The 13,635-nt window shown below is 66.8% G+C and carries 12 protein-coding genes and 1 pseudogene; 6 read left to right on the forward strand and 7 right to left on the reverse strand.

Going from position 1 to position 13,635, the window contains the following annotated elements; translation table 11 throughout:
- Positions 1-243 precede the first annotated feature (243 nt).
- The gene (locus tag ElP_RS06500) at positions 244-1,608 is read right to left on the reverse strand and encodes a DUF1501 domain-containing protein (RefSeq protein WP_145267841.1); all 1,365 of its coding nucleotides are present in this window, start codon (positions 1,606-1,608) and stop codon (positions 244-246) included.
- Positions 1,609-2,011: 403 nt separating this feature from the next.
- Between ElP_RS06500 and ElP_RS39380 the strand changes: the two are divergent.
- Positions 2,012-3,343 (forward strand): annotated as a pseudogene (locus ElP_RS39380) (sulfatase).
- Between the two features lie 92 nt (positions 3,344-3,435).
- Here the strand turns inward: ElP_RS39380 and ElP_RS06510 are convergent.
- From ElP_RS06510 to ElP_RS06535, 6 genes are all read right to left on the reverse strand, one after another.
- Positions 3,436-4,281 carry a metallophosphoesterase family protein gene (locus ElP_RS06510; protein ID WP_145267842.1) on the reverse strand — a complete coding sequence of 282 codons (846 nt, stop codon included), beginning with the start codon at positions 4,279-4,281 and terminating at the stop codon, positions 3,436-3,438.
- Positions 4,282-4,304: 23 nt separating this feature from the next.
- The gene (locus ElP_RS06515; protein WP_145267843.1) at positions 4,305-5,567 is read right to left on the reverse strand and encodes a DUF790 family protein; all 1,263 of its coding nucleotides are present in this window, start codon (positions 5,565-5,567) and stop codon (positions 4,305-4,307) included.
- A gap of 32 nt (positions 5,568-5,599) precedes the next feature.
- Positions 5,600-6,040 (reverse strand): hypothetical protein, encoded by a 441-nt coding sequence (locus ElP_RS06520; protein ID WP_145267844.1) that lies wholly within the window; start codon positions 6,038-6,040, stop codon positions 5,600-5,602.
- Between the two features lie 51 nt (positions 6,041-6,091).
- A complete protein-coding gene (gene hemW, locus ElP_RS06525) occupies positions 6,092-7,273 on the reverse strand; it encodes a radical SAM family heme chaperone HemW (RefSeq protein ID WP_145267845.1) in 1,182 nt (393 codons plus the stop codon).
- Positions 7,274-7,410: 137 nt separating this feature from the next.
- On the reverse strand, positions 7,411-7,683 hold the full coding sequence (locus ElP_RS06530; protein ID WP_145267846.1) for a NifU family protein: 273 nt from the start codon (positions 7,681-7,683) through the stop codon (positions 7,411-7,413).
- A 43-nt stretch (positions 7,684-7,726) separates the two neighbouring features.
- Entirely contained in the window at positions 7,727-8,065 is a 339-nt protein-coding gene (locus ElP_RS06535) for an RNA recognition motif domain-containing protein (protein WP_145267847.1), read from the reverse strand.
- Positions 8,066-8,568: 503 nt separating this feature from the next.
- Here ElP_RS06535 and ElP_RS06540 point away from each other — a divergent pair.
- From ElP_RS06540 to ElP_RS06560, 5 genes are all read left to right on the forward strand, one after another.
- Positions 8,569-9,792, forward strand: coding sequence for a DUF1573 domain-containing protein (locus ElP_RS06540; protein WP_145267848.1), 1,224 nt, complete (start codon positions 8,569-8,571; stop codon positions 9,790-9,792).
- Positions 9,793-9,919: 127 nt separating this feature from the next.
- Positions 9,920-11,506: a multiheme c-type cytochrome gene (locus tag ElP_RS06545; RefSeq protein ID WP_145267849.1), complete on the forward strand. Its 1,587-nt coding sequence runs from the start codon at positions 9,920-9,922 to the stop codon at positions 11,504-11,506.
- Between the two features lie 159 nt (positions 11,507-11,665).
- On the forward strand, positions 11,666-12,013 hold the full coding sequence (locus ElP_RS06550) for a DUF962 domain-containing protein (RefSeq protein ID WP_231749526.1): 348 nt from the start codon (positions 11,666-11,668) through the stop codon (positions 12,011-12,013).
- A 438-nt stretch (positions 12,014-12,451) separates the two neighbouring features.
- The gene (metG, locus tag ElP_RS06555) at positions 12,452-12,784 is read left to right on the forward strand and encodes a methionine--tRNA ligase subunit beta (RefSeq protein WP_145267850.1); all 333 of its coding nucleotides are present in this window, start codon (positions 12,452-12,454) and stop codon (positions 12,782-12,784) included.
- A 55-nt stretch (positions 12,785-12,839) separates the two neighbouring features.
- Positions 12,840-13,586: an alpha/beta hydrolase gene (locus tag ElP_RS06560; RefSeq protein WP_145267851.1), complete on the forward strand. Its 747-nt coding sequence runs from the start codon at positions 12,840-12,842 to the stop codon at positions 13,584-13,586.
- Positions 13,587-13,635: the final 49 nt, after the last annotated feature.

Below are 13,635 nucleotides of genomic sequence, written 5' to 3' on the forward strand. Positions count from 1 at the left end.
TCGCCGATCGACGTTCGATGGTATCGGAGCGGCGAACCCGGGGGGAGTGGCGACCGTGATTGGCGAGCTCGCCGAGGTTCGTTTTGTCCTCGTCGGTCGCGGGGACCGGGCCGATGGACGGCACCGATTGCCCCATCGATCGGGCGAAGCAACTCCGATATCGAGGGCGGAGTCGGCCCTTGTCACCGGGGACGTGCTCCCGAGTGTCGTCGATGAATCCGGTGATGGGGCCGAGCGGCCCGGTCAGATCAGTTCGCGGATCGGTGGCATGTCCACCGGGTACTGCGGGCGGCCGGCGGGGTCGAGCACCGTGTCGCGGGACACGTCGATGCCCAGCGAGTGATAGAGCGTGGCGAGAACTTCCTTGAAGTGGACCGGCCGCTCGACCGCCTGCTCTCCCAGCCGGTTGGTGGCGCCGATGACCTGTCCGGTCTTCAACCCCCCGCCCGCGACCCAGGCCGCACCGACTTGTGGCCAATGATCCCGCCCGGCCTGGCTGTTGACCTTCGGGGTGCGGCCGAACTCTCCCCACGCGATGACGACAGTGTCGTCAAGCATGCCGCGGGCCTCCAAGTCCTCGATGAGCGCCGAGAGGCACTGGTCGAGTTTCGATCCGTGGTCCCGGACCAAGTCGAAGTTCGCGCCGTGGCTGTCCCAACGGCCATAGCTGAGGGAGACGCAGCGGACGCCGGCCTCGACCAGACGGCGGGCCATGAGGAGCTGCTCGTTGCAGGTCGGGGCACCGTCATACTGATAGTTGTAGGGCTTGCCGTCGCCGTATCTGTCCCGGAGCCGGGGGTCTTCCCGGGAGAGGTCGAGGGCGTCGACGAGCTTGCTGGAACTGAGCACGTCGAAGGCCAGGGCGGTGGCGGAATCGACCCCTTCCAGGGCCCCGCTGGCATCGACCTCGCTGCGAAGCTGGTCGAAGCTGCGGAGCAGCGAGCGGCGATCGGCCAGTCGGTCGGCGGTGATGCCGTTGAGCGTCATGTTCTGCAGGGCCGAGCCGTCGGGCTTGAACGGGCCGTAGGCGGGCCCGAGGAACCCGGCGGCCCCCGGGTCGCTCCAGGGGACGTGACTGGTCGTCTCGGCGAGGCCGACGAACGGGGGCACGGCGGGATCGACCGGCCCCTGCATCATGCTGACGAAGGATCCGAGGCTCGGCCAGCCGCCGATGGCCTGCTGGTCGTCGAACTTGTAGCCCGCGTTGCACTGGTAGAGGTCGTGTCGGCCGGTGGCCCCGACGACCGATCGAATCAACGCCGCGCGGTCCATCATGGAGGCGAGCCTGGGGAAGCTCTCTCCCACGAAGATGCCGGGGACGTTGGTCTCGATCGGCTTGAACTCGCCCCGGATCTCCTCAGGTGCCTCGGGCTTGAGATCCCACATGTCCTGGTGCGGCGGGCCGCCGGCCAGGAAGATGTTGATGACCGCCTTGTGACGCTTCGAGGGCCCACCGGTGCCGGAACCTCGACCCGCCTCCTCGGCGCGGAGGATGTCGGGGAGCGTGACCAGGCTGGACCCGAAGGCGAGGCCGCCGATCTTGAGGAAGCCTCGACGGCTGATCCCGTCGCAATATCCGCCGGTCTTCCGCCCGAAGATCGTCAGCATGGGAGCGGTCCTTCCCGATTTCGGCCGGATGGCCGCCAATCGACCCGATCGCTTCCGCATCGTCGGGCCTATCACCTTGTTGTTTAACCTTTATTTGCCCCTGGTGTCAACTCTTCGATCGGATTTCGGGCCGGATCGGCTTCACGTCCTCCGCCGAAAGTTCGCATCGGAGCCCGATTGCCGTGCCGTGACGTCCCTCGTAAGGTGAATCGTGGCCGGAGATTGTCGACGGGGTTCCCTCCCGGGCCTGTCCAGTTGGGGAAATAGATCATGCTGGGCCCATTCGATTTCGGCGGATTCGGCATTGCAATGGGCTTGCTCGCGACGACGGCCGCGACGCAGGACGCCTCGTCACCCGATCGGGGTCTGGACGATCGGCCGAACGTCGTGTTCATCCTGGCCGATGATTTGGGGGTGGACCGATCTGGGGTGCTTCGGCAGTCGCTACTACCAGACCACGAACATCGACCGCCTGGCCACGCAGGGGATGACGTTCACCGACGGCTATTCTAGCGGTCCGAATTGCCAGCCGACCCGGGCGGCGCTGATGAGTGGCCAGTACGGCCCGAGGACCGGGGTCTATACCGTGGGCTCCCGAGATCGCTTCGAGTGGCGACGACGATCGCTCGAGCCGCCGGAGAACCGCACGCATCTCTCGCCGTCGGTGGTTTCCGTGGCCGAATCGCTGAAACGGTCTGGCTATGCGACCGGGATGTTCGGCAAGTGGCACCTCGGCAACCAGCCCGAGGTCCACCCGCTCGCACAGGGTTTCGACGAGGCACTCGTCAGTTAAGGCCGGCACTTCGCCTTAGAGACGAACCCGAAGGTCGACGTCCCCGACGGGACATACCTGACGGATTTCCTCACCGATCGGGCGGTCGGGTTCATCAACCGCCACAGAGACCGCCCCTTCTTCCTGTACCTGCCACACTTCGCGGTTCATAGCCCATTCCAGGCGAAGGACGCACTGATCGAACGGTCCCGGGAGGTCCCGCCGGCCGCCGGCCACGGAGATCCGACCTACGCGGCCATGATTGCCAGCCTGGATGAGAGCGTCGGTCGAGTCCTCGACGCGATCGACTCGGCCGGGCTTGGCGATCGGACGCTCGTCATCTTCTCGTCCGACAACGGCGGCCTCGGCGGGTACCAGGCGGATGGGTTGGAGGGGATGCGATCGATCACCGATAATGCCCCGCTTCGGAGCGGGAAGGGGAGTCTCTACGAGGGGGGGATCCGAGTACCCTTCTTGTTTCGATGGACGGACACGATCGAGCCGGGCTCGCGTTCGGGGGAGCCGATCCTCAGCGTCGACCTCTATCCGACGCTCCGTGAGCTCGCCGGCCCCTCCTCCCCGGAGGACCAGGTGCTCGACGGCGTCAGCCTCTTGCCCCTCCTGAAGGGAGAGGCTGAGACGACCGGACGAGACGCGCTCTTCTGGCACTTCCCGGGCTACCTCGGGGCCGGGAGGGGCCAGTGGCGGACCACTCCAGTCAGCGTGGTCCGATCCGGCCGCCTGAAGCTGCTTCACTTCCTCGAAGACGATCGCGTTGAACTGTACGACCTCGAGGCCGACCTCGGCGAGTCGAATGACCGAGCGAACGATCGGCCGAATGATGTCCGCCGGTTGCGAGCCCGACTCGACGAGTGGAGGGCCGAGGTCGATGCGCCGATGCCCCGACCGATCGTCCCGCGTGGTCGGGCCACGGAGAGGTCTCAATCGCTCGGCAAGAATTAATGAGATGGAAGTTCGTTCCCGGGATCGGGGGATGAACGCTCCCCGGCCTTCGCGGCCTCGGGGGCGGGAGATTCGAGGCATCAGGTCGGGCATTACACCGTTACCGGTCGATCCTGATCCTCGAAGAGGGCGTCGAGGTCGGCGGGCACGTCGAAGACCCGGCACACCTCCGGCCGGCGGTACTCGGCCCCGCCGGTCATCGCGACGAGGTTGGGGAGGATCCGAGCGACCGCTGGATTGTGGACATGCCCGCAGAGCACGAGCAGCCGACGGTCGGGACTCCGGGTCATGACCTCCACCAGGGCGTCTCCCAGGGAACCACAGGAGAAATGGGGGGCCCATTCGTCATTGGCGACTCGGCCCTTGAACACGCAGGATTCGCGGAACGGAGGGACGTGGGTGGCGAAGATCGCCGACCGATGCCGTTGCAGGGCATGGGGCAGGGCTCGCCTCGCGAAGGACGCCGCCTCGTCCCCGAGCGATCGGAGCACTCGGGCCAGGCTCATCCGATCCAGCCCGGAGAGTTCGCCGATCAGCCGGTAATCGTTCAGTCGGATCGTCGAACCGGCGAAATCACCCAGCCTGGCGTCTCCCCAGCCGTCGTGGCCGAGCAGGGCGACCTCGGGGCAGATCGAGAGGACCCCCGATTCGGGGAGCCAGTTCAGCGGCGTGATGCGACGCGTCACCTCGGCCATCGCCGCACGGATGTCGGCGATTCGGCTGCCATAATAATCGTGGTTGCCCAGCACGAAGTCGATCGGGCATGGAAGCCGGTCGGCCAGGAACCCGAGGGTTTCTCCGAGGTCGAACGACTCGGCGATGTCCCCCGAGATGACCAGCCGATCGGCGCCGGAACCCTCGACCTCCTCGCAGAAGCGGCCCGCGGTCTCCCGGTCGACGAAATTCAGGTGGATGTCGGTCGCCCACGCCAGCCGCATCGATCGCTCAGTTTCAATTGGAATCAGTCCGCGTCCAGCAGCGTCGGCTGCGAGGCGCCCGGCAGGAATCCCCGGAGCAGGGCGAGCATTTCCTTGGCATTCGGGATCTCCTTGAACCGGAGGACGGGCCCGGAGAGGCCCTGGATCGCCCCCTCGTCCACCTTCATGGAGTCGGAGATCGCCAGGAGGTACCGGGGAGGGCCGTGCTTCGGCAGCACTCGGAGTAGTCGGTCGAGCGCCGACCGCTTCCAGAAGCCGAGCACCTCGACGAGGACGTCCGTGCCGGTCGGAAGGTGGACGAACCTGAGGTCGGGGACCCAGACCCCCTCACGACCGAGGTCCACCAGCTCGGTCGCCTCGCTCACGTCCCATTCAGGCGCCAACTGTCGGAATCGATCGAGGAAGGCCAGGATCTCGGCGGGGACGTACTGCCCGGCGTCCTGATAGTGGGAGACCAGCCCATCGGCCGATCCCAGGTGGAAGGTTCTGGGCTGTCGCTTCGGGCCCCAGCGCAGCTCGGCATCGATCCGGAAGTCGGAGCAGAGCAGCAGGGCCGGCAGGAACAGGGCCATTTGCAGTCCGTATCGATTCGTGGCCATGAACAAACTGAGTGGGCCGTCCAGGAAGAAGGTATAGCCGGAGGCCATCGACCCCTTCACCTGGTAGAGCAGGCGGTGGAACTTCAGGTGTCGGAAGAGCTGCCGATACCGGGGAGGCCGCTCGCCACGGACTTCGGCCTCGAGCTGCACCGATCGCAGGAGTACCGCCTGGGCGAGCGCGACGTTGTAGCGGTCGATCAACCCGATCGCCGACAGCCCATCGAAGCGGAGCAGCGTGTTCTCGTCCTTCAGGTCGGCGAACATCCCCGAGACGACCTGGTCGGGGGGAAGGTCCAGCTCCTTCCCGACGGCGGCGAGTACCTCATCCCGGCGGAACGGCTCCCGGAGTCCCGGCCGGGAGGAGCCGGCCAGTGCCTTGCGTTGCTCGGCCGCCGCGGTGAAGACCTTCTCACGCAACTCCTCGGGAGGGACGTCGGCAACCACCTCGAATTCGGCCCGGTCCTCCAGGACCTTCGCCAAGCCCTGATGCACCAGGGACGACATCCCTTTGCCCACCACCGCTTCAATCTCCGAGGCAATCTCGCCCCGGGACATGCCGACTCCCTCCCGGAAGATCAGAAGGAGACTCTCGGAGACCTCCAGCCAGTAGCCGTTGTCCCGGTCCAGGTATTGCGGGATCACCCGATTCTTCGAGTTCCGGACGCGGACGAGGTTACCAGTAAGCATCGAGGAACGCCTGGCGATCGATCAGGGCGAGGTCATAGGCAATCCGACCGAGAGACCGGCGCCCAGCCCCGTCGATGATACTCCATCCACCCGAGCCGGCGGAATGGCCGGACATCCAGGAGCCAATGCCCGATTACGCTCCGCTCCGGGGAGACGAGGTCCGGGGTCCCCGCGGCCGGCCCTGCCGAGATCAGCCGACCTCCCCGATCGTAGGCACACTGGTTCCCGGCGACAGGGTCGGTCTCCGGGTCGAAGAGGCGGTAGGTCACGAAGGCCCCGGGATGGAACCGGGAGGTCGATCGGTCTCTGTCCAGGGTGACGACGAGCCGGGTATGCTGCTCCGGGAGCCGGGCCAGGCCCTCGACCTTGCAGGGACAGGGGACTACCCGATCGGCCAATGGCAGGCCCCTGCCAGGCGAGGCACAGCCGAGGACCATCGTCAACCAGACCGTCGCGGCGGCGATCCGAGCCATGGTCGATCCCCTCCCTGGGAACGAGCGGTCCGGCGGGGTCGAGAACCAACTTCAGAGCATCTCGCTCATGACCGAGTCGGCCAGGAAGACGCCGGAGCGGGTCAAACGGACCCGCTCCCCATCGTCTTCGAGCCAGCCCCGGGACACCGAACGGGCGATCTCGGACCCGCACAGCGCATCCAGGGCGTAACCGGTCCGGTCCATGAACTCTCGCCGGCCGATACCGATCGCGGTCCGTCGGAGCATCAGCACGGAGGTCTCCCGGGCCCGGGACTCGGCATCGAGCCGTTCCACCGGCCCCGAGGGATCGAGCCCGGCCTCCAGCCGCCGCAGGTACGACGGCAAATCCCTCGTATTCACGGCGCGGGCCCCACCGACGTACCGGGCCGCGCCCAGGCCGAATCCGTAATACGCGTCATTCGCCCAGTACACGAGGTTATGCCTCGACTCGTGCCCATCCCGCGCGAAATTCGAGATCTCGTATTGCTCGAGCCCCGCGCCGGTGAGCCGGTCGATCGTATGGGCGTACATCGCATACTCGACCTCCTCGTCGACTGCCCGGACGAGCCCGGCGTGTCTCTGCTTCCACAGGGCCGTTCCCTTCTCGAAGATGAGCCCATAGCAGGACAGGTGCAAGGGGCCGAGCGAAATGGCCTGCTCCAAGTCATCCTGCCATTGGTCCAACGTCGAACCTGGTGCGGCGAAGATCAGGTCCAGCGACCAGCGGTCGAACCGAGGTCGGATCAGTTCGACGGCCCTCGACACGTCCTCGGGGCGGTGCTTCCGCTCAAGCGCCTCCAGGGAGCTGGGCTGGAAGGATTGGGCCCCGAGGCTGATCCGATTGACGCCGCCATCGGCCAGCACATCGAGTTTTTGCTCGTCCAGGGTGCCCGGATTTGCCTCGACGGTCCATTCCGCCCCGTCGATCGGTCGGAAGTGCCGCCGGACCAGGGCGAGGAGTCGATCGAGCTGGGTGGCGTCGAGCCGAGTCGGCGTCCCTCCCCCGATGAAGATCGAGTGGACCTCGCGGGGTCCGTCGAGCGCCAAGGACAGTTCCCGAGCCAGGGCGTCGAGGTAGCGATCGGCGAGGTGGTCGGCACCGGCCAGCGAGGCGAAATCGCAATACCCGCACTTGTGCGCGCAGAAAGGGACATGGAGATAGACTGCCCGGGGCCGAATCCAGGGCGGATCGGCCGGCGAGGTCGAGTCGATCAGGACGGAGACGGCGGGCATAAGCGGAAGGCCCTGCACCGGAATCCGGATTCCCGGGGAGGTCAAGACCCCTGAGTCGTCATCGGTCAGGGGCCGCCCCTGGCGAGCCTGCGGGGCGGGCCGAACGTCAGAATCATACCAGGTGGTCAACCCCGGGTTCAGGGAACCGGCTCCAGAAAGCGCACCTCGGGGATCCGGTCCTTGACGGTGGCCTCGATCTGAAAGGTCAGGGCGATTGCCGCCGACGAACAACCCTGACACGCGCCGGAGAGGCGGATCTGGACGATGCAATCGTCGTCGATCCCGACGAGTTCGACATCCCCGCCGTCGGCCCGGAGTTCTGGGCGGACGGATTGGTCGAGCACCTCCTCGATCCGGGCTCTGAGGTCAGGACCGGGCCCGGAGGAGGTGCAGGGGTCGGGTTGGCTCATTCGGGCGATGCTCACGGGGGTTGGAGATGCTCGGGGCGATCACTCAGTAGCGGTCGTATCCGCCGCCGCCGTATCCGCCGCCGCCGTATCCGCCGCCGCCCCGGCCTCCACCACCTCCACCGTTCCCGCCGGGCGTGCGGGGACGGGCCTCGTTGACCGTCAGCCGGCGACCGGCGTTGTCCTGGCCGTCGAGGGCGGAGATGGCGTTGTCGGCCTCGTCGTCGTTATCCATCTCGACGAAACCGAAGCCCCGGCTCCGGTTCGTCTCGCGGTCCTTGAGGACTTGGGCGGATCGGACCGCACCGTACTGCTCGAACAGGGCAAGCAGATCCGCATCGTTGACCGAGTAGGCTAGGTTGCCGACGTAGAGTCGCTTCGCCATGACGTTCGCCTGGATCGAGTCAGGCTCTCCACCGAGCGCAAACGGAGAAGGGAAAACCCGAGGAGCGCCGGCCGAGAATTCGGTCCGGCGCGGGACGGAAGGGGTTGAAGTCATGTCGTCTCAATTGTGATCAGACACACCTTCCGGCCGCCGGGGGAGGACATCCCCGCCGAGGCCTCCCCGCGTCGGAACGCTAGGGAGGCGATTGGAAGATGTAACGCCTCGGGACATGCGTGTCAATCGCCTCCTCGCCCGATTTTCTCCGAAGTCGGTCCTCGTCGCGTCGGATACCTTGACCGCCCTCTCGGGCGGCCTCTAGAATCGATCGAGGGCCGTTGACCCCTCGACGGCCGGCGATTTTTCATGCGTTCATCCGTCGTCGATCTCGCGGCGAACTCGCCCGGCGGCGGCCCTCGAATCCCTCGGGGGTGGGTTGCGAGCCCGGGCGAAGGCCGGACCTCGCGTGCCACACGGCCGCTCTTTCCCCACGGAGTCTCCCCGCCATGGTCCGCTGGATCATCCTGGCCGTCCTGGTCGTCGCGGTCTCGGCCACGGTGCCCCTGGCCGTCAGCTACCTGCCGGCCGACGTCTCCGGCCCCGTCCCCGCCTCCCGGACCGAGGAGTCGGAAGGGCCCCCGCCGGAGGTCGTGGTCGAGGGGGAGCCGACGTTCAACTTCGGCATCATGAGCGAGCAGGACGAGGGGGTCGAGACCTGGGTCGTCCGCAACCAGGGCGAGGGGCCGCTCCGCCTCCGGTTCGTCGAGAAGCCCTGCACCTGCACCGGGGTCAAGATCGGCGAGGACCGCGCCTCGATGGTCGAGGGTGAGGAGTTCGTGGTCGATCCCGGCGACCAGGTCGAGATCGCCCTGACCTGGGAAACCCGCCAGAAGATCGGCGAATTCTCGACCTTCGCCCGCTTCGCCACCAATGATTATGAGCGGAATCCGACCTTCACCCTGACTATCGAAGGGACCGTCACCCCCTCGGTCGTCGTCAATCCTCCCCGACTCGACTTCCCGGCGACCCCGAGCGACGAGGAGATTTCCCTCTCCACCATGGTCTTCTCCCCCACGATGCCCGAACTGGCGATCACGGGTGAGCCGAAGACCTCCCGCCCCGGTTCGCTCGTGCCCGAGATCCGACCCCTCACCGACGAGGAACTCCAGAAGTTCAACGAGGAGCGGACCTCCCAATCCTTCGGCCCCTCGCACGCCCATGTCGAGGGTGAGCCGGCTCACGACCACGAGACGATCCCTCAATTGTCCGCCGGATACCTGCTCACGGTGACGCTCAAGCCCGGGATGCCCCTCGGCCGATTCGCCGACGCCGTCGGCCTGAAGACCGACCACCCCCTCAAGCCGGCGCTCGAAATCCCCGTTTCCGGACAGATTGTCGGGCCCATCTCCGCGATGCCCGAGCGCGTCTACATGCCCGGAATCACCAGTTCCCGGGGACGATCGACGAACGTGACCCTGAACGTCCGGAACCACGATCAAACGGCCTTCACGGTCCGAATCCCCGAGTCGCTCCGCGAGGTCCTCGAGACCTCGATCGACCCGGAACCGACCGCCTCGGAGCGGGACCTCTATCGCCAGTACCGCATGGAGGTCCGGGTCCCCAAGGGGGCCAAGCCGGGACAATATCGGGGGACGATTGTCCTGCAAACCGACCACCCTCAAGCCGAAGAGATCAAGATCCCGGTCGACGTCCTCATCCGGGGCGGCTGAGCCGGGCCTCGTCGTCGAACACCCGGCGCCCGGGGTTCGTATCAGTCGCCGGGGTGACCCGAGGCCGAGCCGAGGGACCCCGGCGGTGTTCGACCGGCGGCGGGACGCGGACACGGAGACCGGATCGATGACGCAGCGTCGGAGCCCGTGGAAGGCCGTCCCCTGGGTGCTGATCGCCGTCGCGATCCTCTCTTATGTCGGGTGCTCGTCCGGTAGGAAGCCGGGGAACCCAGGTCGGATTGACGACTCCGCCTCGACCGCTTCGCCCCCGGTGGCTGACTCGGGGGAGGGCGAGGTCGAAGACGGACGGCTCCCCGACGCCATCCTGGTCGTCTCGGGCCATCAACACGGCTACCTCGAACCCTGCGGCTGCACCGAGGGGCAGAGCGGCGGCCTGGGTCGCCGGGCCGACCTGATGAACGAGCTGAGGGACGAGGGCAGGACGCTCGTCCCGATCGACCTCGGCAGCATCATCGCCGACCCGGCTGGCGCCCGGGGCGGCCCGGATCAGGTCAAGATCAAGCTCGGCATCGGGCTCGAGGCCCTGGCGAGGCTCGGTTATGAGGCCCTGTCGCTCAGCGCAGACGACCTGGGGATCGGCCTGTTCGACTACTTCGGCGAGTATTTCAACGTCCCCGACGCCCCACCGTTGTTGGCGACCAACGTCTCGCCGACCGAGAATTTCACCGAGTACTTCCGGCCTTCCACCTTGGTGGAGGCCGGCCCGATGACCATCGGCATCCTCTCGGTGGTCGATCCCGACACCATCGACGCGCTGGCTGATCCGGACCGAAGCTCGTTCTTCGAGGGGATCCGCGACCCCTCCGAGGCAATTCGAGACGCCTTGCCGGCCCTGGAGGGGGAGTCCGACGTCCGGGTGCTCATGGTCCAGGGCTCGAGCGAACTCGCCCGCAAATTGGGAGAGGAATTCCCGTCGTTGGACGTCGTCGTCGGGGCGTCGGAATACGATTTCGCCCCGGCCAAGCCCGAGCGGATCAACGACGGCCGCACCCTCCTCGTCCTGGTCGGGAAGAAGGGGCAGCAGGTCGGCCTGGTGGAACTGTTCGCCGACGACACGACCCGCCCCCGATACCGGCGGGTCGCGCTCGACCTGAGGTATGAGGACGAGGAGCCGATCAAGTCCCTCCTCGGGGAGGAGTACCCGTCTCGGCTGGAACAGAACGACGTGCTGGAACGGTTCCCCCGCCGCCCCCATCCCAGCGGGGCGACCTTCGTGGGCGCGGAGACGTGCCGGGCATGCCACCCGGCGACGTACCAGAAGTGGTCCACGACCAAGCATGCGTACGCCTGGCCGGCGATCGAGTCCGGGCGTCGGGGAGACCGGACGATGGACGCCGAGTGCGTCAGCTGCCACTCGACCGGCTTCGGCTTCGAGTCGGGCTTCGTCACCGCGGCCGAAACGTCCCACCTCCGCAACCAGCAATGCGAGAATTGCCACGGCCCGGGATCCCTGCACGTCTCCGATCCGGTCAATCCGGACTACCTCTCCCAGGTGAGATTGACCCGGGAGACGGCCGAGAAGTCCCTCTGCATCTCCTGCCACGACAGCGACAATGACCCGCACTGGGACTTCGCCGAGCGGTGGCCGGACGTGGCCCACCCCGGCCTCGATGACTATTCCGACCCGAAAGTCCGGGTCGGGCTCGATCTCGACGCCCTCCCCTCTCCGGAACGATCCGCCGAGGGCGACTGAACGTGTGAAACCCCCGCCCCCTGCGACTGCTCTTGGAGTCTGGAGGGGGCCAGGGTAGCCTGGGGCCGCCCCGGCCTCATCCGTCGTGGGCTTTTGATCAAGGGGTGGTCCCGCCCTCGAAGCCGTCACGACGCCCGACCGGGCGAGGAGTGCCCGCCGATGTCCTTGCCCCGATTCATGCCCTCGGCCTCCGGTCCCCCTCGGCTCTCCAGGTTCGTCGAGAAGTACCTCGAGGACCACTCGCACCCGGTCAACCACCTCCTCCATGTGGGCGTCGGCTGGCCGATGGTCGCCGCCGCGGTCCTTCTGTTGCCTTTTAAGCCGCTCTGGTCGATTGGCCTGGTGCTCGGCGGCTATGCCTTCATGTTCGCCGGCCACTTCCTCTTCGAACGCAACAGGCCGACGATCCTCTCCCGTCCGAGCACCCCGTTCGTGATCGCCTGGGCCGTGCTCCGCGACATCGGCCTCGGCCTGGCCCGAGTCGTGACGGGTCGTCGAGCAGGGTAAGCTCTAGGCGGGATCGGGCGACTCGGGTAGCACTCATCGGGGTGGGAAGGGATCGTCCGTCGGCCGGCTTCCTTCCATGCCCCACCGGAGTAAGGCCCCATCGATCGTCCGCGATCATGCTCGATCGCGATCGCCTGGACACCTCTGTCTCCGAGCCGAGAATGACGCAGACCACCCGGGATCGTCCGGGATCGGGATGGGGGGCCCAGTGGCTCCGGCATACGGCCACGGTCGCGGCGCCGCGGTGCCCCTGCTCAATCCGATCGGCCAATCGTGGTCCGAACGGATTGTGAACGCAAGTTCAGACCGGCGGCTTGACGAGCCGATCATCGTGGCGATAGGATGTGCCGCCGGGACGCGGGAGCCGCGCACCGACCGACATACGGACCGGGCTTGAGGGCTGACCTCGGCCCAATTCTGAAGACAATCGAGTCGACGATGGCCGATCCGATCTCCTACGACGACTTCGCCAAGATCGAACTCCGCATCGCCAAGGTGCTGGAGGCCCGCCCCCACCCCAACGCGGATAAGCTCCTCCTGCTCCAGGTCGACGTGGGGGACCAGCAGAAGCAGATCGTCGCCGGGATCAAGCAGCATTATGCGCCCGAGAACCTCATCGGCAAGTCGATCGTCATCGTCAACAATCTGGAACCTGCGATGCTCCGAGGGGAGGCGTCCAACGGTATGCTGTTGGCGGCCTCCTCGGGCGATCAAGTCGTGCTGCTGACACCCGACGACCCGACCTGCCTACCCGGTTCGAAGGTGAAGTGAGGCCGGGGCGCGACGACCGCGACCCCGACCGATCGACCGCCGACGGAGCCCGCCGATGGCGTTCGCCACGATCAATTACTTCAGCAAGGCCCTGCGTAAGGCATCGTCGTTCAATATCGTCTTCCCTGAAGACGCCGACACGCCCCGGCCCTGGTCGGTCTTCTACCTGCTCCACGGGCTCTCCGACGACCATACGATCTGGATGCGCCGGACGAGCATCGAGCGTCATTTGGCCGGACTGCCGCTCGTCGTCGTCATGCCCGACGGCGGCCGTGGCTGGTACTCGAACGCGGTCGAGGGCGACGCCTACGAGGACGACCTGCTCGGCCTGGTCGACCTCATCGACCGCACCTTCCCGGTGGAGGCCGAACGCTCGGGCCGCGCGATCGGCGGCCTCTCGATGGGGGGCTACGGCGCGGTCAAGGTCGGATTGAAGCACCACGATCGGTTCGCCAGCGTGACCTCCCACTCCGGTGCCCTGGGGTTCGTCCACGGCCTGGGCGATCGACCCGAGATCAGCCCTGAATTCAACCGGATTTTCGGACCCGAGCCCTCGGGAGGCCCCGAGGATCCGTTTGCATTGGTCGAGCAAACCGACCACGGCCTGCTGCCGAAGATGCGGATCGACTGCGGCACCGACGACTTCCTTCTCGATCAGAATCGCGCCTTCCGAGACCACCTCGACCGCCTGGAAATCCCACTCGAATACGAGGAGTTCCCGGGCGGCCACGAGTGGTCCTACTGGGACGCCCACGTCCCGGAGGCGATCGAGTTCCACGCCAGGAACCTCGGACTTCGCTGAACGGACTGGGACCGTTCGGCCGAAATCCGTGGTGAGGACAACCGGAGGT

The sequence above is a fragment of the Tautonia plasticadhaerens genome (assembly GCF_007752535.1).
Taxonomy (GTDB): Bacteria; Planctomycetota; Planctomycetia; order Isosphaerales; family Isosphaeraceae; genus Tautonia; species Tautonia plasticadhaerens.